The sequence below is a fragment of the Actinophytocola sediminis genome (assembly GCF_054779715.1).
The window spans coordinates 118722-141065 of record NZ_BAAGXS010000005.1 but is presented as its reverse complement, the minus strand read 5'-3'; the positions used below and the strand labels follow the sequence as shown (position 1 = coordinate 141065).

Genomic DNA, 22344 nt, shown 5'->3' with positions numbered 1-22344 from the left:
CCGCTCAGCCGCCGCCGCGCACCAGTTCCACCAGCACCGGCAGCGCGTCCCGCAGTTCCTCCCGTGAGCACGCGGCATAGCCGAGCGCGATGCCGAACCACCTGGCACGACCGACGTGGTGGCGGGCCAGGCCGTCCAACAGCAGCCGCCGGCCAAGCGCCCGGCGCACCAGCTCGCGTTCGGCCTCGGCCGAGGCCACCGGCACCACGACGTGCGCCCCCGCCTCGTCGCCGAGCACCCGGACTCCGCCGCGTACCAACGTGTCCACCACCTGCGACCGGCGCTCGGACAGCTCCCGGCGCAGCCGCCGCAGGTGCCGGCCGAGGTCGCCGTTGCTGGCGAACTCCACCACCACGAGCTGACCGGCGGGTGCCGGCCCGGAGCCGGTGCGGTCGCGGTGGGCCAGGATCGCGGCCACCACCCGGGGCGGGGCGACCATCCAGCCGATGCCCAGGGTCGGGGTGAGGATCTTGCTCGTGGTGCCGAGATGCACGACCACGTCCGGGGCGAGCGCGGCCAGCAGCGGCAGCGGCGCGACGTCGTAGCGCAGCTCGCCGTCGTAGTCGTCCTCGATCACCAGCCAGCCGCGTTCCCGCGCGCTCTCCACCAACGCCACCCGCCTGGCCGCGGACATCCGGCCGCCCAACGGGTACTGGTGGGCCGGCGAGCAGTACACCGCCCGCGCGGTCGCCGGCACCGAGTCGATCACCAGGCCGTCCGCGTCCACCGGCGCGGGCACCACGGTCAGCCCGGCGCCCCGCAACGCGCCGACCGCCCGCTGGTAGCCGGGTTCCTCGACGGCCACCACGTCGCCGGGGTGGAGCACCGCGTTGGCCAGCTCGGCGGCCGCGGTGCTGGTACCCGAGGTCGCCAGCACCGCCTCGTGGCCGTCCTGCCCCGACAGCGTGCCCACCCGCAGACCACGGTGGCGCAACAGGTGCTCGGCCACCGTCGCCCGGTAGGCGGGCAGGCCGGCGCGGTTGGGGCGCACCATCGGCGGCACGTGGGAGGCCGCCCGCCATGCCCGCCGCCAGGCCGCCTGCTCGATGCCGCCCGCCCACGGGGAACCGGGCGTGAGGTCGACCGCGGTCTCGGTGGTCGTGGCGCGGCGCACCGGGTTGGCGGAGGGGCGCAGCGCGCCGGGCGGCTCGGTGGTCACGTAGGTGCCGGAGCCGTGCCGGCCGGCGATCCAGCCCTCGGCGTGCAGCTGCTCGTAGGCGGCCGCGGTGACCGTGCGGCTCACCCCGAGCTCGCCGGCCAGCGCGCGGGTCGACGGCAGCCGGTCGCCGCTGCGCAGCCGGCCGTCGCCGGCCGCGGCCCGCAGCTGTTCGGCCAGCTGGACGGCCAGTGGGGTGGCCGCCGCGCGGTCGAGCGTGACCGGCAGTACGGGGGTCTCCGGCATGAAGTGGCCTTCCAGAATCGACTGCCTGTGGCTCTTCAAGGATGCCATTGATCGGATGAGGCTGTCCTGGTGAACGAGCTGTCGCCCACCCCCCGCAGCACCATCCGCCGTGGCCGCAAGCGCGCGGTCACCGACCGGGCCGCGCTGCACGCCGTCCTCGACGCCGGGCTGATCTGCCATCTCGGATTCGTGGCCGACGACGCGCCCGTGGTCCTGCCGACCGGGTACGGGCGTGCCGGGGACACCCTCTACGTGCACGGGTCGACCGGCGCGGCGTGCATGCGCGCCGGCGGCGCGGGCGCGGAGGTATGTGTGAACGTGACCCTGCTCGACGGGATCGTCTACAGCCGGGCGGTGTTCCACTTCTCGGTCAACTACCGCTCGGCGGTCGTCCACGGCCGCGCGACGCCGGTCACCGACCGGGCCGCGAAGCTCGCCGCGCTCCGGGTGATCACCGAGCACCTGGCGCCCGGCTCGTGGGACTACGCGCGCGAGCCCAACCCGCGTGAGCTGGCCTCGACCGCGGTGCTCGCGCTCGACCTCACCGAGGCCGCGGTGAAGATCCGCACCGGACCGCCAGGCGACGAGCCCGAGGACCTCACCCGCCCCACCTGGGCCGGTCAGCTGCCGCTGCACCGGGTCTGGGGAACGCCGGTGCCCTGCCCGGACCTACCCGCCGAGGTGGCGCCGCCCGAGCACGTGACCGCGCGGCCGGCACCCGCTCAGGACACCGCTCAGGACACCGCTCAGGACACCCTGGGCAGTGCGGCCGGGTAGTCGCGCATCGTCCGCTCCGCGCGGTAGACGTGCAGGCTCACCGCCGGGTCCTGGCCATCGTTGCGGACCTGGTGGGCGTAGCCGGGCGCGAACACCCGCGACTGTCCGGCCAGCAACCGGTGGGTCGAGCCGTCGCGCAGCACGTGCTCGACCAGCTCGCCGGACACGATGGTGAACGCGCCGGTCGCCGGCCCGTGGTCGTGTGGACCGGTGTGCTGGCCGGGCAGCCAGCTCATCAGCCACACCTGTTGGGTCCGCGTGCGGTGCACGAGGACGGCGTAGCGCTCGTCGGGGTCGTAGCGCAGCAGGTGCGCCCAGCGCGACCGATCCTCGGCGTACTGCCTGGCGATCAGCGCTGGATGCACCGAAGGGGCGGTGGAACTGCGCACGATGGTGTTCTCGGGCACGGCGAACATGGGGTATCGGAAACCTTCTTGGGAGTAGCGGCGACGACGGGCGGCCCGATCACCAAGAAGGACACAGCGCGCTGGCGACTCGACAGCAGCGCACACTCAGGGACACGCTGACAAGGACACCAGCCGCCCCGGGTCCGGTCAAGGCGGTCCACCCGTTGGGACGGGAAACCAATCCGGTCGCGCCGCCGCGCCGAAGACCCCGTGGCGATGGCGGGAGAAAGCGGGTGGACATGGGCGAACGGGTGTCGCGGCCACAACAGGTCGCGCCGACACCGGTGCCGGACGGTTCGGCGCCGGACGGTTCGGCGTTGGTCGCGCGGGTCGCGCGGGGCGACGAGGCGGCGTTCGAGCAGCTCTACGACCTGTTGATCGGGCCGCTGTACGGCCTGATCCGGCGGGTCGTGCGGGATGCCGCGCAGTCGGAGGAGGTGGCCCAGGAGGTGATGGTCGAGGTGTGGCGTTCGGCGCCGAGGTACTCCCCGGCCCGGGGCAGCGCGCTGACCTGGGCGATGACCATCGCCCACCGGCGGGCGGTCGACCGGGTGCGCTCGGCGCAGGCCTCGGCCGACCGGGACGCGACGGTCGGCCGCCGGCAGCTGGCCCGGCCGTTCGACGAGGTGTCCGAGCAGGTGGCCACCAGGCTGGAGCAGGAGCAGGTCCGGCGCTGTCTCGGCACACTGACCGACCTGCAGCGGGAGTCGGTCGTGCTCGCCTACTACGGCGGCCGGTCCTACCGGGAGGTCTGCGAGCTGTTGGACACGCCGCTCGGCACGATCAAGACCAGGCTGCGCGACGGGCTGATCCGGCTGCGGGACTGCCTGGGGGTGACCGGATGACCGCCGATGTGCACGTGCTGACCGGCGCCTACGTCGTGGACGCGGTGTCGGCCGAGGAACGCCTCGAGTTCGAGGGGCACCTGCGGGAGTGCCCGACCTGCTCGCTGGAGGTCCACGAACTGCGGGAGACCACGACCAGGCTCGGCCGCGCGGCGGCGGCCGTGCCACCGGAGTGGCTCAAGGACGCGGTGCGGGTGCGGATCCGCCAGGTTCGCCAGGATCCGGCGACGGCGCCGGTGACCCCACTGGCGCGGCGCCGGCCGTCGTGGCCACTGCGGCTGACGAGCGCGGCGGCGGCGGTGCTGCTGGTGGCCGCCGGCGTGTTGGGCATGCTGGTGGTCCAGGCACAGCAGACGACCGAGGACGCGCAGGCGCGGGCGACGGCGATGTCGACCATCCTGACCGCAGGCGACGCACAGGTGCTCACCCAGGACGGCCGCGACGGCGGCCGGCTGACCATGATCGCGTCCCGCGCGGCCGACCAGGCGCTGCTGCTGCCCGACGACCTCCCCGAACTCGGCCCCGACCAGGTCTACCAGGCATGGACGATCGGCGACCGGATCGAGTCCGCCGGCCTGCTCCCGGACGGCACGACCCCGTTCGAGGTCGACGACCTCACCACCGCGGACACCATCGGCATCACCGTCGAACCAGCCGGCGGCTCCACCCGACCCACCCTGCCCAACCTGATCCTGGACCTGGACCTGCCCTGAATGAGGCATTGGCGACGCTGACCGTCCTGAATGAGGCATTCAGGGCGGTCAGCGTTCGGGTTTGGTTTTGCGGCCGATGAGGTCGGCGGCCATCTCGCGGGGGTCGAAGCCGTCGTGGCAGACGCGGTGCACGACCTCGGTGATCGGCATCTCGACGCCGTGGCGGGCGGCGAGCTCCCGGATCGAGGAGCAGGACTTGACGCCCTCGGCCACCTGGCCGTTGGCGGCCTGTTGGGCCTGGCGCACGGTCTCGCCCCGGCCGAGGCGCTCACCGAAGGTGCGGTTGCGCGACAGCGGCGACGAGCAGGTCGCCACCAGGTCACCGAGACCGGCCAGGCCCGCGAAGGTCATCGGGTCCGCGCCGAGCGCCACCCCGAGGCGCGCGGTCTCCGCCAGGCCACGGGTGATCAGCGTCGCCAGGGTGTTGTCGCCGAAGCCGAGGCCGCCGGCCATGCCGCAGGACAGCGCGATCACGTTCTTGCACGCCCCACCGAGCTCGCAGCCGACCACGTCGGTGATCGTGTACGGACGGAAGTAGCCGGTGGTGCAGGCCTGTTGCACCGCGACCGCCCGGTCGTGGTCGGTGCACGCGATCACCGAGGCCGTCGGCTGCTCGGCGGCGATCTCCTTGGCCAGGTTCGGCCCGGACACCACCGCGACCTGACTCTCCGGCACGCCGAGCACCTCGACCACGACCTCCGACATCCGCCGCAGCGTGCCCAGCTCCACGCCCTTGGCCAGCGAGATGAGCGTGGCCGACGGGTCGATCAGGGTGCGCCACGCGGTCAGGTTGTGCCGCAGGCTCTGGCTGGGCACCGCCAACACCACCGCCTCGGCCCCGGCCAGCGCGACCCGAGGGTCCGAAGTGGACCGCAGGGTGGCCGGCAACCGCACGCCCGGCAGGTAGTCGGGATTGGTCTGCCGGGTCGCGATCGACTCGGCGACCGACGCCCGGCGCGCCCACAGCGTCACCTCGCTGCCCGCGTCGGCCAGCACCTTCGCGAACGTGGTCCCCCACGAACCGGCACCGAAGACCGCGATCGGACCCATGTCGGTCAGTCCGCGCGCTTGCGGCCGGGCACGAAGAACTCGGCGGGGGCCGGCTCCTCGCGGATCTCGGCGAGCAGGTCCCGCACCTCCACCATCAACAGGTCGGTGACCTCACGCAGCATCTCGTTGGTGATGGGCTTGCCGCGGTAGGCCGAGAGGTCGACCTCCTCCCCCACCCTGATGTGCACCTTCTTGCGCGGGAACGGCCGGAACTTCTTGGTGTAGCCGTCGAAGATGTGGTTGGTGCCCCACCTGGCCGCCGGCACCACCGGCACGTCGTTCTCCAGCGCGATCCGCGCCACGCCGGTACGGGCCCGCATCGGCCAGCCGGTCGGGTCCTTGGTGATCGTCCCCTCCGGGTAGATGACCACCAACCTGCCGGCACGCAGGGCGTCGTTGGCGTGCGTCAGGCTCTCCGAGGCGCCAGCCGACCGCCGCGAGACCGGGATGCTGCCCGCGCCACCGATCATGTACTTGAACACCGGCACCCGGAACAGGCTCTCCTTGGCCAGGAACCGGGGCACCCTGCCCTGCCGGTGCACGAACACCGCGTCCACCGCCGGGTCCAGGTGCGACACGTGGTTCAGCACGAGCAACAGCCCGCCCTCGCGACGGATCCGGTCACGCCCCTGCGGCAACATCTTCCCGATCCAGGAGAGCGGGTAGAAGATCAACGCGGTCATCGTGACCCAGAAACCGCTCTTCTCGATTCGTGCCGGCACGTGCGCTCCTCCTCGTCTGTGGATGACGTGAGTATGCCCCGGTCGCGGCACGGCACTCGCACCTGCGCCACCATGGAGTTCGTGGAGCGGGAAGTGGACCTGGTGGTGCCGATCAAACGACTGGACCTGGCGAAGACACGGCTACGCGGCGCGGTCGCCGGTTCGCACGTCGAACTGGTGCTGGCGCTGCTGCTGGACACGCTGACCTCGGCGGCGGCGACCACCGGCGTGCGCAGGGTGCTGGTGGTGTGCGAGGACCCCCGGGTCACCAAGGAGATCGCCACCGCGCTGGCCGGCACCGGCGTGGAATCCGTTGACGAGCGCGGCCTGTCCGGCCTGAACGGCGCGCTACAGCACGGCGCCGACCTGGCGCGCGCGAGCGACCGGCACGGCGTCGTCGGCGCGCTGCAGGCCGACCTGCCGGCGCTTCGGTCCTCGGAGCTGGCCAGTGCCATCGCCGAGGCCGACGGGCGGCGGGCGTTCTGCGCCGACCGCCAGGGCACCGGCACGACGTTGTTGTTGTCCAGCCCTGGCGGGCGGCTCGATCCCCGCTTCGGCCATGGCTCGGCGGCGGCCCACCTGGCCAGCGGCGCGGTCGCGATCCGCGCGGGACTGGCCACGCTGCGCTGTGACGTGGACACCGCGCGGGACCTCGCCGTCGCCACCACGCTCGGTCTCGGCCGGCGCACGGGGCAAGTGTTAACCCAGCGATCTACCACGGGCCGGTAATTGCTGGACAATGGGTTGCGTGAGTACGGAGAGCATGGAGCAACCGAGCAACCCGACCACCGCTGCCGGCGATGTCGAACGGTCGAGCACCACGACGGTCGCCCCACCCGCCGCCACCACCCCGGAACCGCGTGGCGTGCCATCCGCGCCACCGGCGGTCACCCCGCAGGTCATCGAGAACGAGCCACCTGACCTGCCGGACGACCGCTACCTCAACCGCGAACTGTCCTGGTTGGACTTCAACGCCCGGGTGCTCGCGCTGGCCGAGGACGAGTCCCAGCCGCTGCTCGAACGCGCCAAGTTCCTCTCGATCTTCGCGTCCAATCTGGACGAGTTCTACATGGTCCGGGTCGCCGGGCTCAAACGCCGCGAGGAGACCGGCCTGACCGTGCGCAGCGCGGACGGCCTCACCCCGCGCGAACAGCTGGCCTACATCTCCAAACGCAACCAGGAGCTGGTCGAGCAGCACGCGGCCGCGTGGGAGAAGCGGTTGCGCCCGACGCTGGCCGACCGCGGCGTCCAGATCGCCAGCTGGACCGAGCTGACCGAAGAACAGCACGTGCGGCTCACCCGCTACTTCCGCGACCAGATCTTCCCGGTGCTCACCCCGCTCGCGGTCGACCCGGCGCACCCGTTCCCCTACATCTCCGGCCTTTCGCTCAACCTCGCGGTCACCGTGCGGGATCCGGCGGGCGGTGGCGAGCGGTTCGCCCGCGTCAAGGTGCCGGACAACGTCTCCCGGCTCGTCCCGGTCGACCGCGGCCACGGCGACCTGGACACCACGTTCCTGCCGCTGGAAGAGCTCATCGCGGCCCACCTCGGCGATCTGTTCACCGGCATGCAGGTCACCGAGGTGCACGCGTTCCGGGTCACCCGCAACGCCGACCTCGAGGTCGAGGAGGACCAGGACGAGGATCTGCTGAAGGCACTGGAACGTGAGCTGGCGCTGCGCCGCTTCGGTCCGCCGGTGCGCCTCGAGGTCGCCGACGACATGAGCGAGCACATGCTCGAACTGCTGCTGCGGGAACTGGAGGTCAACCCGAACGACGTGGTCGTGGTGCCCGGCCTGCTCGACCTGGTTTGCCTGTGGCAGCTGTACGGCGTGGAGCGCACCGAGCTCAAGGACCCGCCAGCGGTCCCGGCCACCCACCCCGCGTTCGGTGAGCGGGAGACGCCGAAAAGCGTGTTCGCCGCCCTGCGCGAGGAGGGCGACGTGCTGGTGCACCACCCGTACGACTCGTTCTCCACCAGCGTGCAGCGCTTCATCGAGCAGGCGGCCAACGACCCGAAGGTGTTGGCCATCAAGCAGACCCTCTACCGCACCTCCGGCGACTCCCCCATCATCGACGCGCTCATCGACGCCGCCGAGGCCGGCAAGCAGGTGGTGGCCCTGGTGGAGATCAAGGCGCGCTTCGACGAGCAGGCCAACATCAAGTGGGCACGCAAGCTGGAGAAGGCGGGCGTGCACGTGGTGTACGGCATGGTCGGTCTCAAGACCCACTGCAAGACCGCGCTCGTGGTGCGCCAGGAGGGCTCGGTCATCCGCCGCTACTGCCACATCGGCACCGGCAACTACAACCCGAAAACCGCGCGGCTCTACGAGGACATCGGCCTGCTCACCGCGGAGCCGTCGATCGGCGCGGACCTCACCGACCTGTTCAACGTGCTGACCGGCTATGCCCGTCAGGACGAGTACCGCAGTCTTCTGGTGGCCCCGTACGGGATTCGGCGCGGCATCGTGAGCCAGATCGAGCGGGAGATCGAGCACCTGCGCGCCGGCCGGCCGGCGGGGGTGCGGATAAAAATCAACTCACTGGTCGACGAGCAGGTCATCGACGCGTTGTACCGGGCTTCGCAGGCCGGCGTCGAAATCGAGATCGTGGTGCGCGGGATCTGCGCGTTGAAGCCGGGAATCGCCGGGCTCTCGGAGAACATCCGGGTGCGGTCCATCCTCGGCCGGTTCCTCGAGCATTCCAGGGTGTTCCACTTCGTCGGCTCCGACGAGCACTGGATCGGCAGCGCGGACCTCATGCACCGCAACCTGGATCGCCGGGTCGAGGTGCAGGTGCCGATCACCGATCCCCGGCTCACCGCCCAGCTCGACGCCATGTTCACCTCCGCGCTCGACCCGTCGACCCGGTGCTGGGTGCTCGAGCACAACGGGGACTGGACCGCGTCCCCGGCGGACGGTTCCACGGTCAGAGACCACCAGGCCCAGCTGCTGCAACGACACCTGTCGTAGGACCGTCCGTGGCTGACCGAGTCGACGCCGCGGGCGCGGTGGTCTGGCGGTCGGAGCCGGCCGACCCGACCGGCCGGAGTCTCCGGTTCGCGCTGGTGCACCGGCCCCGCTATGACGACTGGACCCTGCCGAAGGGAAAACTCGAGCCAGGCGAAAGCTCGCGGTCAGCCGCGGTGCGGGAAGTGGCCGAGGAGACCGGGTTCCCGATCGTGCTCGGCCGCCGCCTCGGCCAGGTGCGGTATCGGGTCACCCGACCGAGACGGGCGACGAAGTACGTCGAGTACTACGCCGGACGCGCTGGCGACGGGGAGTTCGCGCCGAACGACGAGGTGGACCGACTGCGCTGGTGCACGCTGGCGGAGGCGGCCGAACTGCTGACCTATCCGCAGGACGAGCGGATCCTGTCGGCATTCGACACCCTGCCGACCGACCTCACCACACTGTTGCTCGTGCGGCACGCCAAGGCGGGCAGCCGGAGCAACTGGGACGGGCCGGACGAGTCGCGGCCGCTGTCGGCCAACGGCAGGCGCCAACTGCCCCCGTTACGCGCCCTGGCTGGCCACTACCGGCCCGATCGGGTCCACTCCGCCCCGTTGGTGCGCTGCGTGGACACCGTGGCGCAGATCGCCGCTGACGCGGGCGAACCGGTGCGGCCGGAGCCGCTGCTGTCCGAACGGGGTTATCCGGGCGCGGAGGAACAGGCCGTTGCCCGGCTACTGGAGATCGCGCGCGCGGGCGGGTGCCAGGTGGTGTGCGGCCAGGGCAAGGTCATCCCCGACCTGCTGTCCCGTGTGGTCGGTGCGGCCGGGGTCGCCGGGGCGGTCCCGAACGGCGCACGCCGCTTCGAGAGCAAGAAGGCCAGCGCGTGGATCCTGTTCTTCACCACCGGCGACGAGCAGAAGCTGGTCGCGGCGGAGTACGTCCAACGACCGTGAAGGCCACCCGCCGGTTGCGGGTGGCCTTCACGGATGGAGCGTCGTTACGTCACTTCTTGCGCGTCGTCGTGGCCTTCTTCGCGGCCGGACGTGCCTTGGCGGTGGCCTTGGCCGTGGTGGCCTTCTTGGCCGGCGCAGCCTTTGGCGCGGTTGACTTCGCCGTGGACTTCGCCGCCGCCGGNGCAGCCTTTGGCGCGGTTGACTTCGCCGTGGACTTCGCCGCCGCCGGCTTGGCCGTGGTGGCCTTCTTGGCCGGCGCAGCCTTTGGCGCGGTTGACCTGGTCGCCGTGGACTTCGCCGCCGCCGCACGGGTTGCCGGCTTGGCAGCCGCGGCCCTGGTACGGGTCGTGGCCGCGGCGCGCGACGTCGTCGGGCGGGTGGTGGCGGCGCGCGTCGTGGTGGCGCCCGCGCGAGCCGTGGACGTGCCCCGGCTTGCGGTGGAACGGGTCGCGGCTGCCTTCGGCAGCTTCTTCGCGCCGCTCACCACGTCCTTGAACGTCGTGCCAGCCCGGAAGGCGGGCACGTTGGTCTTCTTCACCTTCACCGTCTCGCCGGTGCGCGGGTTGCGCGCGGTGCGAGCGGCACGGGCGCGCTTCTCGAACACACCGAAGCCGGTGATGTTCACCTTCTCGCCCTTGTTGACCGTGCGAACGATCACGTCGACCAGACCGTCGACGGCAGCGCCGGCAGCCTTCTTGTCGCCGAGGCGATCCGAGAGCGCCTCGATGAGTTGGGCCTTGTTCACCCTTCAGTCCTCCGTTGACCACACTTGCGTTCTCGGCCAATCCGGCCGACTTCTGGCCACCGTATGCCTAACTCGGCACAATTTCCACGCGACTCGCCCATTTTCCCCGCTATGGGGGTCTGATTCTGTTGCGTGGCTGCTAATCGGCAACCTCAGGACGGAAGTGTAGAGGTGGTCGGCTTCCAGCGTGGGCGACCCCCCTCAAAGGCCCCAATGGCTTCCTCGTGGCGCAACGTCAAGGCGATGTCGTCGAGTCCGTCGAGCAGCCGCCAGCGGGTGTAGTCGTCGATGTGGAACGGCGCCGCGAAGTCCTTGGCACGCACTGTCTTGTCCCGCAGGTCAACGGTCACCTCGGTGCCCGGCTCGGCTTCCAGCAGCTTCCACAACAGCTCGACATCCGACTGCGCGCACTCGGCCGCGAGCAGCCCCTGCTTGCCCGCGTTGCCCCGGAAGATGTCCGCGAAGCGGGAGGAGATCACCGCGCGGAAGCCGTAGTTGGACAGCGCCCACACCGCGTGCTCCCGCGAGGAGCCGGTGCCGAAGTCCGGTCCGGCTACCAGGACACTCCCTGCCCGGTAGGGCTCCAGGTTCAACACGAAGTGATCGTCGGCGCGCCAGGCGGCGAACAGACCGTCCTCGAAGCCAGTGCGACTCACCCGCTTGAGGTACACGGCCGGGATGATCTGGTCGGTGTCCACGTTGGACCTGCGCAGCGGCACGCCGACCCCGGTGTGCGTGGTGAACGGTTCCATGGTCGTCATACCCCTTCAGTTCGACAGGTCCGCGGTGCTGATGCTCGACCCTGCGAGCAGGTCTTCTGGCGAGGACAGCGTGCCGCGCACGGCCGTTGCGGCCGCAACCAGTGGCGAGACCAGGTGCGTCCGGCCGCCCTTGCCCTGCCGGCCCTCGAAGTTCCGGTTCGATGTGGACGCACTGCGCTCACCCGGCTTGAGCTGGTCAGGGTTCATGCCAAGGCACATCGAGCAGCCGGCGGCCCGCCATTCCGCGCCGGCGTCGAGGAAGACCTCGTGCAGCCCTTCGGCCTCGGCGGTCGCTCGAACACGCATCGAGCCGGGGACCACGAGCATCCGTACGCTGTCGGCGACCTTGTGCCCGCGCAACACCTCCGCGGCGGCCCGCAGGTCCTCGATTCGACCATTTGTGCAGGAGCCAAGGAAAACCGTGTCGACGTGGATGTCCCGCAGCGGCGTGCCGGGAACCAGGTCCATGTAGGCGAGCGCCTTCTCCGCCGAACGGCGCTCGTTCTCGTCCGGGATCGCCTCCGGGTCGGGAACCCGCTCGGACAGCGGCGAACCCTGACCGGGGTTGGTTCCCCAGGTGACGAACGGGGTGAGCGCGCTCGCGTCGATGCGCACCTCGGCGTCGAACCGCGCGCCGTCGTCGGTGCGCAGCTGCCGCCACGCGGCGACCGCGTCGTCCCAGTCCGTGCCCGAGGGCGCGTGCTGGCGGCCCTTCAGATAGGCGAACGTGGTGTCGTCGGGGGCGATCATGCCCGCCCGCGCGCCCGCCTCGATGGACATGTTGCAGATGGTCATGCGGGATTCCATCGACATCCGCTCGATGGCCGGGCCGCGGTACTCGAGCACGTGGCCCTGTCCGCCGTTGGTGCCGATCTTCGCGATGACCGCCAGGATCACGTCCTTGGCCGTGACCCCGGGACGCAGCTCGCCGTCCACGGTGATCGCCATGGTCTTGAACGGACGCAACGGCAGCGTCTGGGTGGCGAGCACGTGCTCCACCTCCGAGGTGCCGATACCGAAGGCGAGCGCGCCGAACGCGCCGTGGGTGGAGGTGTGACTGTCGCCGCACACCACCGTCGTGCCCGGCTGGGTCAGCCCGAGCTGCGGGCCGACCACGTGCACGATGCCCTGCTCCACGTCGCCCATGGGGTACAGGCGGACACCGAACTCCGCGCAGTTCTTGCGCAGCGTGTCCACCTGGGTCTTGGAGACCGGATCCGCGATGGGCAACTCGATCCCGACCGTCGGCACGTTGTGGTCCTCGGTCGCGATGGTCAGGTCCGTGCGGCGCACCTGCCGGCCCGACAGGCGAAGGCCGTCGAACGCCTGCGGACTGGTCACCTCATGAACGAGGTGGAGGTCGATGTAGAGCAGGTCGGGTTCGGCGCCACTGCCCGACCGGACGACGTGCTGTGCCCACACCTTCTCAGCAAGAGTATTAGCCATCTGGATTCACCATCGACTTCCACAAGAGTGTTCCCACTTCGCGGAAGACTGGACTTCCCATATAGCGGGAACATAATATCGAGACGTGGGACAGCATAGCGGCATCGGAGTTCTCGACAAGGCAATGGCCGTACTGGAGGCCGTGGCCAAGGAGCCATGTGGCCTGGCGGAGCTCTGCACAAGAACCGGGCTGCCACGCGCCACCGCACACCGGCTGGCGGTCGGCCTCGAGGTGCATCGGTTGCTGCGCCGGGGATCCGACGGCCGCTGGCGACCGGGCACCGCGCTGGCCGAACTCGCCGGCGGCGCGGTCGATCCGCTGCTCGACGCGGCGAGCTCGGTACTTCCCCGCCTGCGGGATCGCACCGGCGAGAGCGTGCAGCTCTACCGAAGGGACGGCGCGCAACGGATCTGCATCTCCACCGCGGAGCCGCCCGCTGGGCTGCGGGACACGGTTCCGGTCGGCTCCCGGCTGCCGATGAACGCCGGTTCCGGCGCGAAAGTCCTTGCCGCGTGGACCGACCCGGCCACGCAGCGTGCGTTACTCACCGACGCGGTGTTCGGTGAACGTGCGTTGTTGGAGGTTCGCCGACGCGGCTGGGCACAAAGCGTCGGCGAACGGGAACCGGGTGTAGCAAGCGTGTCCGCGCCGGTGCGTGATGCGAATGGGGCCGTTGTGGCGGCTGTTTCGGTTTCCGGCCCGATCGACAGAATGGGCAGGCGCCCTGGCGCGCGCTGGGCGGCCGACCTGCTCGCGGCGGCCGACGCGCTCCAGGCCAGGTTGTAGCCGTCCACTTCGGACCCGACACGGCGGCGTGTTCTTCAGCACAATGGTGAGGTACCCGATCGTGAGATGGTCGGAGCGAAGCCACCAGGAACGGAGCGCCATGCCAGAACAACAGGACCCGATCGACGCCGAGCTCGTCGAGGAACCGGCACCGACCCCACCCGCCACGCCGACCCCGCCGATCCAGGTGCCGGCCGGCGACTACACCGACGCGGGCGTGCCGACCTTCGACTATGTCCGGGACCAGATCGAGAACCGCTACACCACCTCCGTCGGCGCCGAGGAACTCGCCAGTGAGACGCCGGCCGGCCGGACCGTGGAAGACGAACTGGCCGCCCGTGAACAAGCCGGCCGTGACCGGCTGGCGGAGATCCGCCGTGCCATGAAGAACCAGTAGTCCGTCGGCAGGTCCGTGGTGGACAGTCGACCTGATCGGCACCAGTAACGCACGTCGCCGGCACTCGCGCCCGCCCAAGCACCTCCGCCGTCGCGGGCACGCTCCCACGCGCACCGTGTCGAGCCCATCACCCGCTGTGGGTGAGGTACCCGGCGCGCGCCATCGGTCCACAGTAGACAGATCAAGTCCGATGAGGACGCACGCGACCACCCGTTGCGCCCGGGCGCCGTCACCCACAGCGGGCGGGCCCGGCGCCGGTCACGGGCGCTCGGCGCTGTTCACCCACGCCGGATGAGGACCGGTTCCGTCGCGCCGTGGCAACGTGAGCCGGCCGATCTGGGAGGAGCCAGCCATGTTCCGTCGACTCTTCAGGACCATCCCGTGATAGCCGTCGTGCTGGTCGTGCTCGCCGTGCTGATGATCGGCCCGCTGCTGCTGGAACGCCTGGAGCGTGGGCTCACCCCCGGCGCCCCGCAGGCACCGCCGGCCAGGGACACCGCCGGCTGACTGTCGCCGCCGCGCCGCTCGCCTCATCACCTGAATGTGGTGAGGTGAGCGTTTGCGCTGGCCAGAGCCTCGCGACAGTGCGACGGTAGGGGCAGAGTGGATACTTGACCAGAAAGTGTCACATGCCCGAGCCAGCGAGGAGAGACCGCAGACGGCGAGTACCGAGAACCAAACTCGCCGTACCGAGGTTGCCGCCCCAACTGGTTTCCCGCCCCCGGCTGCTGTCCTTGCTCGACGGGGCACACGATGCGCTGGTCACCCTGGTGAGCGCGTCCGCGGGGACCGGCAAGACGCTGCTGCTCGCCGAATGGGTGCACGAGCGCGGCGCGCACGACACCGCCTGGGTGTCACTCGACTCGGATGACAACGAGGACGACCGGTTCTGGTCGGCCCTGCTCGAGGCGCTGTCCGGCTGCGACACGGTGCCCGGCGACAGCCCTCTGCGCGCGTTGGCGCCGCCGGCCGAGCCGAGCTCGGACCCCCGGTTCCTGGCCGAGCTGGTCAGCGCGCTCGACGAGCTGCCGGCCCCGGTGCTGCTGGTCCTCGACGACGTGCACGAGCTGACCGACCCCCGGCCGCTGCACGGCCTGGAGACCCTGCTGCGCCACCACCCGGCCGGGCTGCGGCTGGTGTTGGCCGCCAGGCACGACCCTCAGCTGCCGCTCGGCCGGCTCCGGCTGGCCGACCAGCTCACCGAGGTCCGCGCGGCGGACCTGCGGTTCTCGCCGGCGGAGGCGCGCGCGCTGCTCGAGGCCGCCGGGATCGAGCTGGACACCGGCCAGCTCGCCGACCTGGTCGTGCAGACCGAGGGCTGGGCGGCCGGCCTGCGGCTCGCCGCGCTGTCGCTGTCGGCGGGCGAACCCGAACACGTCCTCGACGACTTCGCCGCCACCGACCGCGGCGTCGGCGGCTACCTGGTCGACGAGGTGCTCTCCCGGCTGCCCGCCGAGCTGGGCGAGTTCCTCACCAGCATCAGCGTCTGCGAGCAGGTGTCCGCGCCGCTGGCCGCCACGCTGTCCGGCCGGGCGAGCGCCGGCGCGCTGCTCGACACGCTCACCACGCTGACCTCGCTGGTCACCCCGGTCGACACCGCGCGAACCCGGTACCACGTGCACCCCCTGCTGCGCGCGCACCTGCTCGCCGACCTGTCCCGGCAGGCCCCCGACCGCGCCGCCCGGCTGCACGCCGCCGCGGCGGCCTGGTTCGCCGCCGACGACCAACCGGCACCGGCCATGACGCACGCCGTCGAGGCCGCCGACGCCCCGCTCGCCGGCGCGCTGGCCCGCCGGTTCGCGGTCGGCATGGTGGTCGACGGCGACCACGGCCTGGCCCGCCGGCTGCTCGACGTCGTCGGCCGGGAGCTGGACGCCGGGGACAGCCTGCTCGCGCTGGTGTCCGCGTTGCTGCGCCTCGAGCGGGGCGAGCGGGCCGCCGTGGACCACGACCTGGCCGCCGCCGAGGCCGGGTGGCCGGCCGCCGCCTCGACCAGCCTGGCCACTCTGCGTCTGCTGGTTCTCGCCCGCCGGGCCCAGTGCGCCGGCGACGTCGACGAGCAGCTGCGCACCACCGAGCCGCTCGAACACGGGCACCGGGCCGACCCGGTGTTCGACGCGCTGGCGCGGCTGTACCGGGGCACGGCACTGGTGGCGGCCGGGCGGACGCAGGCGGCGCGGGGCCAGCTGGTGGCCGCGTTCGGGTCGGCCGGCGGCCACGAGTACCTGGAGACCCAGTGCGTCGCCGCGCTCGCCGCGCTGGCCGCCGTCGACGGCGACTACGGCCGGCTGGCCACGCTGGCCGACGAGGCCGACCGCCGCACCAGCAGGCGGGGCTGGCGGCAGACGGTCCTGGCCGCCACCATCGACGCCCTGCTCGGCTACGGCGCGCTGCTGCGCGCCGACCCGGTGGCCAGCCTGCGGCACACCACCCAGGCGGACGGCCCGGCCGACGACGACGTCGCTCCCGGATCCCGGCTGCTGGTCGAGGCGGTGCGGGGCGCGGCGGAGTTCGCGCTTGGCGACTGGACCGGCGGCGCCCGCCGGATCCACCAGGCGGCCCGGTCGGCCGGGGACCGCAGGCTGCCGGCCGACCAGGTGGTGCTGTGCGCGGTGTTGGGCCAGCGGGCCGCCCTGCTGCTCGGCTGGGGCCAGGCCGCGAGTGAGCTGCTGGACTGGGCCAGGGCACGCGTCCCGACCGCCGGCGAGCTGGCGTTGATGCGGGCGCGGGCCCAGCTCGCCGTCGGCCGCCACCACGCCGTCCGCAGGATCAGCAGCCAGCTGCTCGACGGCACGTCGCCAACGGTCCTCCCGTGGACGGCGATCGAGGCGTGGCTGCTGGACTGCGAGGCCGCGCTCGCCGCGGGAGACCGCGAGCCGGCCACCCGCGCGCTGAAGAAGGCGCTGGCCGCGGCCGAACGCCTGGACGTGGCGTACCCGGTGGTGTTCGCGCACGCCGGCGTGGTGGACCTGCTGGGCGCCAGTCTCGGCACGCTGGGCGCGGTCGACCCGTTCGCCCAGCGCGCGTTCGCCACGCTGCGCGCGCTGGACCTCCCGCCGCCGCCGGTGCCGCTGACCCCGCGCGAGCGCGGCATCCTGCACATGCTGCCCACCGCGCGCTCCCTCGACGAGATCGCCCACGACCTCACCGTCTCCCCCAACACCGTGAAGACCCACGTACGCGCCATCTACACCAAGCTCGGCGTGCGCAGGCGGCGCGACGCCGTGGAGGCGGCGGCGGTGCGCGGCCTGCTCACCGAGGCCACGCCCCGGGTCGAACCCGAACAGCGATGACCAGGTCCCACCACCGGTGGCCGATTCCGCGGGCCAAGACCGCCGTTCCCCGGCTGCCGGCCACCTTCGTGGCCCGCGCGCGGGTGCGCCGCCGGCTGGCGCGCCTGGCGGCGGAGTTCCCGGTGACGCTGGTGTGCGCGCCCGCCGGGTACGGCAAGACCCTGCTGCTCGCCGACTGGGTCGCGGCGACCGGCGACGCGGACAAGATCTGGGTCGGGGTCGACGCCGACGACAACGACGCCGACCGGTTCTGGACCGCCGTGCGAAGCGCGATCCGCGCCCCCGGCGCCACCCAGGACACCGACACCCCGGCCGTGCTCGCCGAGGTCGCCGAGATCATCGACGCGCTCGCCTGCCTGCCGGCGCCCACCTACCTGATCCTGGACGACCTGCACGAGCTCCACGGCGCGGACACGCTGCACGGCATCGCCACCCTGATCCAGCACCAGCCGGACAACCTGCGGCTGGTGCTGTCCACGCGGATCGAGCCACCGCTGCCCCTGGCCCGGCTGCGGCTACCGGCCAGGCTCGCCGAGCTGCGGACGGCCGAGCTGCGACTGTCCCATGAGGACACCGCGGAGCTGATGCGGCTGGCCGGCGTGCCGCTCACCGACGACCAGGTTCGGCTGCTCGGCGAGCAGACCGCGGGCTGGCCAGCCGGACTGCGCCTGGCCGCCCGCTCGCTGCGCGCGGTCACCGACCGCGACGCGTTCCTGGCCCGGTTCGCGGGCACCGACCGCGCGGTGGCCGACTTCCTGGTCGGCGAGGTGCTCACCCGGCTGCCGACCAGGACCACGATGCTCCTCCAGGTGGTCAGCGTGTGCGACGAGGTGACCCCGGCACTGGCCACCGAGCTGTCCGGGCAGCGCGACGCCGGCGCGACGCTGGCCGCGCTGGAACGGGACAGCGCACTGGTACTGGGCACCGGCGCGGACCGGCAGTGGTTCCGGCCGCACCCGTTGCTGCGTTCCTACCTGCGCGCGGACCTGGCCCGCCAGCACCCGGACCTGGCGGCCGAGCTGCACGCGAAGGCCGCGCACTGGTTCGCCGCCATGGCCCGGCCGGCCACGGCGTTCGACCACGCCGCGCGCACCGGCGAGCCGTTCACCTCGGTGACACTGCTGCGCCGGCACGCGGTCGCGCTGCTGCTGGCCGGCGACCACCACCCGATCCGGCGCGCGCTGGACACGGCGGGCGAGGTGGTCGGCACCGACCCGTGGCTGACGCTGATCCACGCGCTCACCCACCTGCAGACCGATGATCTGCCGCGCGCGCACGCGGAACTGCGGCACAGCCAGGAGATCTGGCCGGCGCACCCGGACGAGGACCTGGTGACCCTGCACCGGCTCGCGACGGCGAGCTATGCGCTGGCCAAGAAGATCCCCGGCACGACTGACTGGCCGGCGCTTGCCGGTGCGCTGGCCGGCACCGACCTGGAGTCCTGGGCCCGCCTCGGCCTCGGCTGGACCAGGCTGCGCGCCGGCGACCGGGTGGCGGCCCGGCGCGAGCTCGGCCGGACCACGCGGCTGGCCGGCGACCACGGCCTGGCCTACGTCTCCCAGCAGAGCCTCACCGCCGTCGGCGTGCTGTCCGCTATGGACGGTGACTACGACGCGATGGCGGCGGCCTGCGCGGAGTCACTCACCATCGCGCAGGCCCTCGGCTGGCGCACCGTCCCCGGCCTGGCGCTCAACCACCTGCTGACCGCGCTCTCCCGGCTGCTGCGGCTGGACCCCGAATCGGCGCTGGCGCGCACCCGGCTGGCGGCGACCGCGATCACCCAGCCGGCGCGCCCTGACCTGCGCTACCTGACCGACGTGCTCACCGGGGCGGCGACCTTCGACACCGGCGCCAGGATGGCCGGACTGGCGCTGCTCCAGCAGGCACGCCGGGACGTGCCGGCGGCGGACCTACCGGTGGTGGCGCTCGTCGGCGGCGCGCTGCTCGAGCACCGTTGCGCGGTGGCGCTTGGCAGGAAGCAGCTCGCCACGGACGTGGCCACCTGGACCCGCGCCAACGCGGGGGCGGTCGCCGAGGTCACGCTCATGCGGGCGCTGTCCTGCTTCGCCAACGGCGATGCCGGTGCGGCCGAGACCGCGGTGCGGGAGGTGCTCGACGAGTCCCTGCCGGCGAGCTGGCCGACGACCCGGCTCGAGGCCACGTTGCTGGAGACCGCGGTGGAGATCCGCAACGGCCACCGCACCCGGGCGCGTGCCGCGCTCACCTCCGCGCTGTCGCTGGCAGAGCCGTCGACCCTGATCCGGCCGTTCCACCAGGCCGACCCGTCGGTTCGGCAGCTGCTGCGCGAGCAGCTCGGCGGTTTCGGCCAGGCGGACGGGTTCGCCGCCAGGGTGAGTCGCGCGTTGTCCACCGTGGACGGTCAGTCCGCCGGGGCGCTCACCTACCGCGAACGGGCCGTGCTCGCCCGGCTGTCCACCCCGAGGTCGCTGGACGAGGTCGCCGCGGACCTGACGGTGTCGGTGAACACCGTCAAGACCCACGTCCGGGCCATCTACGCCAAGCTCGGGGTCACCAACCGCCGCGCGGCCGTGGTCGCCGGCAGGCGGCTCGGCCTCACCTGAGGTAGCCCACCCGCCACGGGTGATGTCTCCGCGCCCGGACGAATCCACGCTGGACAGTCGCACCGAGGAGGCGCAATGGCCGACGTGATGAAGACCTACCGGGAAGGGGACCGCTTTCCCGGGCGGATCGGACGGACCTACAAGGAGTCCGAGCCGGCGTTCCCGATGCCACCGGCGGCGCCAGACGGCGCACCCAACGTGCTGTACCTCATCATCGACGACATCGGCTTCGGCTGGACCGAGCCGTTCGGCGGGCTGATCCGCACCCCCAACATCCAGCGACTGGCCGACAACGGCCTGCGCTACACCAACTTCACCACCACGGCGCTGTGCTCCCCCACCCGCTCCTGCCTGATCACCGGACGCAACCACCACTCGGTCGGGATGGCCAACATCACCGAACTGGCCACCGGGTATCCCGGCTACAACGCCCGGCAGCCGCAGAGCAAGGCGGGCATCCCCGCCATGCTGCACGAACACGGCTACACCAGCTTCTGCGTCGGCAAGTGGCACAACACCCCGGCGGAGGACACCTCGATCGCCGGCCCGTACGACCGCTGGCCGACCGGCCCGGTGTTCGGCTTCGACCGCTTCTACGGCTTCCTCGGCGGCGACAGCGACCAGTGGTATCCCAAGCTGTTCGTCGACCGCGAGCCGATCGACCAGCCCCGGCTGCCCAGCGACGGCTACCACCTGTCCGAGGACCTCGTCGACCGCACGACCAGCTGGTTGGCCCAGCACCGTTCGGTCGCGCCGGACAAGCCGTGGCTGACCTGGCTCGCGTTCGGCGCCTGCCACGCACCGCACCACGTCGCACCACAGTGGACAGACCGCTACCGCGGCCGGTTCGACCTCGGCTGGGACGCCTACCGCGAGCAGGTGCTGCGCCGGCAGAAGGAGATGGGCATCCTCCCCGAGCACACCCGGCTCGCGCCGATGCTCGAGGGCGTCCAGCGCTGGGACAGCCTGTCGGCGGACGAGAAGACGCTGTTCACCCGGATGGCCGAGGTGTACGCGGGGTTCATGGAACACACCGACGCGCAGATCGGGCGGCTGATCGACTTCCTCGAGGCGACCGGGCAGCTCGACAACACGCTGATCTTCGTGTTCGTCGGGGACAACGGGTCCTCCGGCGAGGGCACCCTCAACGGGCTGTTCAACGAACAGTCGGTGGCCAACATGATCCCGGAGACCGTGGCGCAGAACCTGGCCAGGCTCGACCACCTGGGCCAGCCAGGGTCCTACAACCACTACCCCATCGGCTGGGCGATCGCCGGCAACACCCCGTTCCAGCTGTGCAAGCAATATGTCCACTTCGGCGGCGTGCGCAACCCGCTGGTGGTGCACTGGCCGGCCGGCATCGCCGCGCGCGGTGGGCTGCGCCACCAGTACCACCACGTCACCGACATCGTGCCGACCGTGCTCGAGGCGATCGGCGTGCAGGCGCCCCGGTTCGTCAACACCGTCCAGCAGGAGCCGATCGAGGGCATGTCGATGAGGTACTCCTTCGACGACCCGGACGCGCCGACGACCCACCGCACCCAGTACTTCGAGATGCTCGGCAACCGGGGACTCATCCAGGACGGCTGGAAGGTCGTCACCTACCACGGCCGCAAGCCGTGGGAGAACCGCGCGGCGTGGGGGTTCGACCAGGACTCCTGGGAGCTCTACGACCTCACCGAGGACCCGTCGGAGAGCACCAACCTCATGCACGGCCGGGACTCCAGCGACCTCAACGACCCGATGGTCAAGAAGCTCATCGACCTCGTCGGGCTGTGGTGGGCCGAGGCCGGCAAGAACCAGGTGCTGCCGCTGGACGACCGGTTGATGGAGCGCGCCCTCGGCCGGGAGGGGCTCTACGCCGACCGCGACCAGCTGACCTTCTACCCCGGCGCGGTGCGCATCCAGGAGTTCGCCGGGCCGGACACCAAGAACCGGTCCTGGACGATGACCGCCGAGATCGAGGTGCCCGACGGCGGGGCGCACGGGCCGATCGTCGCGATGGGCGGCGACAGTGCCGGCTTCTCCCTGTACCTCAAGCATTCCGTGCCGACGTTCTGCTACAACCTGCCCGGGCCGGTCTACACCTATCTGCGAGCCACCGAGCCGCTCGGCGCCGGCCGGCACACCCTGCGCTACGAGTTCGAGAAGACCGGCGCCGAGGCGTTCGGCGCGGGCGGGAACGCGCGGCTGCTGGTCGACGGCGCCGAGGTCGCGCGGGGCACGATCGACCGCACCGTCGGCATCGGGTACTCAATGGACGAGACGTTCGACATCGGCTGGGACAAGGGCTCGCCGGTGTCGCCGGAGTACGGTCCGATCAGCCAGTTCACCGGCCGGGTGGTCAAGGTCGACTTCGATCTCCAGCCCGGCTGCCACCCCAACTCACGCCAGCGCGAGCAGCACCACGGCGCCCGGTTCACCCACGCGATGCTCCGTCAGTGATCCCGGCGATCTCCGGCGGAGTCGTGATTGGACCGAATGGCCGCCGGTCGAACGCAGGATGTCTTT

General features: G+C 71.8%; 19 protein-coding genes. 12 read left to right on the top strand and 7 right to left on the bottom strand.

All coding sequences use genetic code 11. From position 1 onward, the window contains the following. Positions 1–4 precede the first annotated feature (4 nt). Positions 5–1402 (bottom strand): MocR-like pyridoxine biosynthesis transcription factor PdxR, encoded by a 1398-nt coding sequence (pdxR, locus tag ACYVIP_RS03650; protein ID WP_460391917.1) that lies wholly within the window; start codon positions 1400–1402, stop codon positions 5–7. Between the two features lie 69 nt (positions 1403–1471). On the opposite strand from pdxR, the gene ACYVIP_RS03645 reads away from it, so the two are divergent. Continuing rightward, positions 1472–2179, top strand: a complete 708-nt coding sequence (locus ACYVIP_RS03645; RefSeq protein WP_460391915.1) for a pyridoxamine 5'-phosphate oxidase family protein — start codon at positions 1472–1474, stop codon at positions 2177–2179. On the opposite strand, the gene ACYVIP_RS03640 is transcribed toward ACYVIP_RS03645, so the two are convergent. Beyond that, positions 2149–2595 carry a cysteine dioxygenase gene (locus ACYVIP_RS03640; RefSeq protein ID WP_460391913.1) on the bottom strand — a complete coding sequence of 149 codons (447 nt, stop codon included), beginning with the start codon at positions 2593–2595 and terminating at the stop codon, positions 2149–2151. The genes ACYVIP_RS03645 and ACYVIP_RS03640 overlap by 31 nt on opposite strands. Before the next feature lie 230 nt (positions 2596–2825). Here ACYVIP_RS03640 and ACYVIP_RS03635 point away from each other — a divergent pair, with 230 nt between their 5' ends. Together ACYVIP_RS03635 and ACYVIP_RS03630 are read left to right on the top strand one after the other, a co-directional pair. Next, complete coding sequence (locus ACYVIP_RS03635) at positions 2826–3431, top strand: sigma-70 family RNA polymerase sigma factor (protein ID WP_460391961.1); 606 nt, start codon at positions 2826–2828, stop codon at positions 3429–3431. Beyond that, on the top strand, positions 3428–4144 hold the full coding sequence (locus ACYVIP_RS03630; protein ID WP_460391911.1) for an anti-sigma factor: 717 nt from the start codon (positions 3428–3430) through the stop codon (positions 4142–4144). Before ACYVIP_RS03635 ends, ACYVIP_RS03630 begins: the two co-directional genes overlap by 4 nt. Before the next feature lie 48 nt (positions 4145–4192). Here ACYVIP_RS03630 and ACYVIP_RS03625 read toward each other — a convergent pair whose 3' ends face one another. Together ACYVIP_RS03625 and ACYVIP_RS03620 are read right to left on the bottom strand one after the other, a co-directional pair. Continuing rightward, positions 4193–5194 carry an NAD(P)H-dependent glycerol-3-phosphate dehydrogenase gene (locus tag ACYVIP_RS03625; protein WP_460391909.1) on the bottom strand — a complete coding sequence of 334 codons (1002 nt, stop codon included), beginning with the start codon at positions 5192–5194 and terminating at the stop codon, positions 4193–4195. Between the two features lie 5 nt (positions 5195–5199). Beyond that, positions 5200–5877, bottom strand: a complete 678-nt coding sequence (locus ACYVIP_RS03620) for a lysophospholipid acyltransferase family protein (RefSeq protein ID WP_460391959.1) — start codon at positions 5875–5877, stop codon at positions 5200–5202. Positions 5878–5997: 120 nt separating this feature from the next. Here ACYVIP_RS03620 and cofC point away from each other — a divergent pair, with 120 nt between their 5' ends. From cofC to ACYVIP_RS03605, 3 genes are read left to right on the top strand one after another with little or no spacing between them, the layout of a single operon-like run. Then, on the top strand, positions 5998–6645 hold the full coding sequence (gene cofC, locus ACYVIP_RS03615; RefSeq protein WP_460391907.1) for a 2-phospho-L-lactate guanylyltransferase: 648 nt from the start codon (positions 5998–6000) through the stop codon (positions 6643–6645). Between the two features lie 34 nt (positions 6646–6679). Next, entirely contained in the window at positions 6680–8887 is a 2208-nt protein-coding gene (locus tag ACYVIP_RS03610; protein ID WP_460391957.1) for an RNA degradosome polyphosphate kinase, read from the top strand. A gap of 8 nt (positions 8888–8895) precedes the next feature. Then, positions 8896–9822, top strand: coding sequence for an NUDIX hydrolase (locus ACYVIP_RS03605; RefSeq protein WP_460391905.1), 927 nt, complete (start codon positions 8896–8898; stop codon positions 9820–9822). Positions 9823–9871: 49 nt separating this feature from the next. On the opposite strand, the gene ACYVIP_RS03600 is transcribed toward ACYVIP_RS03605, so the two are convergent. The 3 genes from ACYVIP_RS03600 to leuC form a co-directional block, all read right to left on the bottom strand. Then, positions 9872–10567 carry an HU family DNA-binding protein gene (locus ACYVIP_RS03600; protein WP_460391903.1) on the bottom strand — a complete coding sequence of 232 codons (696 nt, stop codon included), beginning with the start codon at positions 10565–10567 and terminating at the stop codon, positions 9872–9874. A 152-nt stretch (positions 10568–10719) separates the two neighbouring features. Then, positions 10720–11319 carry a 3-isopropylmalate dehydratase small subunit gene (leuD, locus tag ACYVIP_RS03595; RefSeq protein WP_460391955.1) on the bottom strand — a complete coding sequence of 200 codons (600 nt, stop codon included), beginning with the start codon at positions 11317–11319 and terminating at the stop codon, positions 10720–10722. A 15-nt stretch (positions 11320–11334) separates the two neighbouring features. Next, positions 11335–12774, bottom strand: coding sequence for a 3-isopropylmalate dehydratase large subunit (gene leuC, locus ACYVIP_RS03590; RefSeq protein ID WP_460391901.1), 1440 nt, complete (start codon positions 12772–12774; stop codon positions 11335–11337). Between the two features lie 85 nt (positions 12775–12859). Between leuC and ACYVIP_RS03585 the strand changes: the two genes are divergently transcribed. The 6 genes from ACYVIP_RS03585 to ACYVIP_RS03560 all read left to right on the top strand — a co-directional run bounded on the left by ACYVIP_RS03585 (position 12860) and on the right by ACYVIP_RS03560 (position 22278). Further along, positions 12860–13561 (top strand): IclR family transcriptional regulator, encoded by a 702-nt coding sequence (locus ACYVIP_RS03585; protein WP_460391899.1) that lies wholly within the window; start codon positions 12860–12862, stop codon positions 13559–13561. 100 nt (positions 13562–13661) lie between these two features. Further along, positions 13662–13958 (top strand): hypothetical protein, encoded by a 297-nt coding sequence (locus ACYVIP_RS03580; RefSeq protein WP_460391897.1) that lies wholly within the window; start codon positions 13662–13664, stop codon positions 13956–13958. 381 nt (positions 13959–14339) lie between these two features. Next, positions 14340–14465, top strand: a complete 126-nt coding sequence (locus ACYVIP_RS03575; protein WP_460391895.1) for a hypothetical protein — start codon at positions 14340–14342, stop codon at positions 14463–14465. A gap of 188 nt (positions 14466–14653) precedes the next feature. Further along, positions 14654–17251 (top strand): LuxR C-terminal-related transcriptional regulator, encoded by a 2598-nt coding sequence (locus tag ACYVIP_RS03570; protein ID WP_460391893.1) that lies wholly within the window; start codon positions 14654–14656, stop codon positions 17249–17251. Then, the gene (locus tag ACYVIP_RS03565) at positions 17248–19833 is read left to right on the top strand and encodes a LuxR C-terminal-related transcriptional regulator (protein ID WP_460391891.1); all 2586 of its coding nucleotides are present in this window, start codon (positions 17248–17250) and stop codon (positions 19831–19833) included. The genes ACYVIP_RS03570 and ACYVIP_RS03565 overlap by 4 nt, the downstream gene beginning before the upstream one ends. A 75-nt stretch (positions 19834–19908) precedes the next feature. Continuing rightward, the gene (locus tag ACYVIP_RS03560; RefSeq protein ID WP_460391889.1) at positions 19909–22278 is read left to right on the top strand and encodes an arylsulfatase; all 2370 of its coding nucleotides are present in this window, start codon (positions 19909–19911) and stop codon (positions 22276–22278) included. Positions 22279–22344 lie beyond the last annotated feature (66 nt).

Excerpts from the sequence above, each read along its gene's own strand:
- ACYVIP_RS03610 (WP_460391957.1), top strand. The coding sequence starts at position 6,680 with ATGGAGCAACCGAGCAACCCGACCACCGCTGCCGGCGATGTCGAACGG.
- ACYVIP_RS03565 (WP_460391891.1), top strand. The coding sequence starts at position 17,248 with ATGACCAGGTCCCACCACCGGTGGCCGATTCCGCGGGCCAAGACCGCC.
- leuC (WP_460391901.1), bottom strand. The coding sequence starts at position 12,774 with ATGGCTAATACTCTTGCTGAGAAGGTGTGGGCACAGCACGTCGTCCGG.
- ACYVIP_RS03620 (WP_460391959.1), bottom strand. The coding sequence starts at position 5,877 with ATGACCGCGTTGATCTTCTACCCGCTCTCCTGGATCGGGAAGATGTTG.
- ACYVIP_RS03630 (WP_460391911.1), top strand. The coding sequence starts at position 3,428 with ATGACCGCCGATGTGCACGTGCTGACCGGCGCCTACGTCGTGGACGCG.
- leuD (WP_460391955.1), bottom strand. The coding sequence starts at position 11,319 with ATGGAACCGTTCACCACGCACACCGGGGTCGGCGTGCCGCTGCGCAGG.
- ACYVIP_RS03635 (WP_460391961.1), top strand. The coding sequence starts at position 2,826 with ATGGGCGAACGGGTGTCGCGGCCACAACAGGTCGCGCCGACACCGGTG.
- ACYVIP_RS03625 (WP_460391909.1), bottom strand. The coding sequence starts at position 5,194 with ATGGGTCCGATCGCGGTCTTCGGTGCCGGTTCGTGGGGGACCACGTTC.
- ACYVIP_RS03640 (WP_460391913.1), bottom strand. The coding sequence starts at position 2,595 with ATGTTCGCCGTGCCCGAGAACACCATCGTGCGCAGTTCCACCGCCCCT.
- ACYVIP_RS03560 (WP_460391889.1), top strand. The coding sequence starts at position 19,909 with ATGGCCGACGTGATGAAGACCTACCGGGAAGGGGACCGCTTTCCCGGG.
- pdxR (WP_460391917.1), bottom strand. The coding sequence starts at position 1,402 with ATGCCGGAGACCCCCGTACTGCCGGTCACGCTCGACCGCGCGGCGGCC.
- ACYVIP_RS03580 (WP_460391897.1), top strand. The coding sequence starts at position 13,662 with ATGCCAGAACAACAGGACCCGATCGACGCCGAGCTCGTCGAGGAACCG.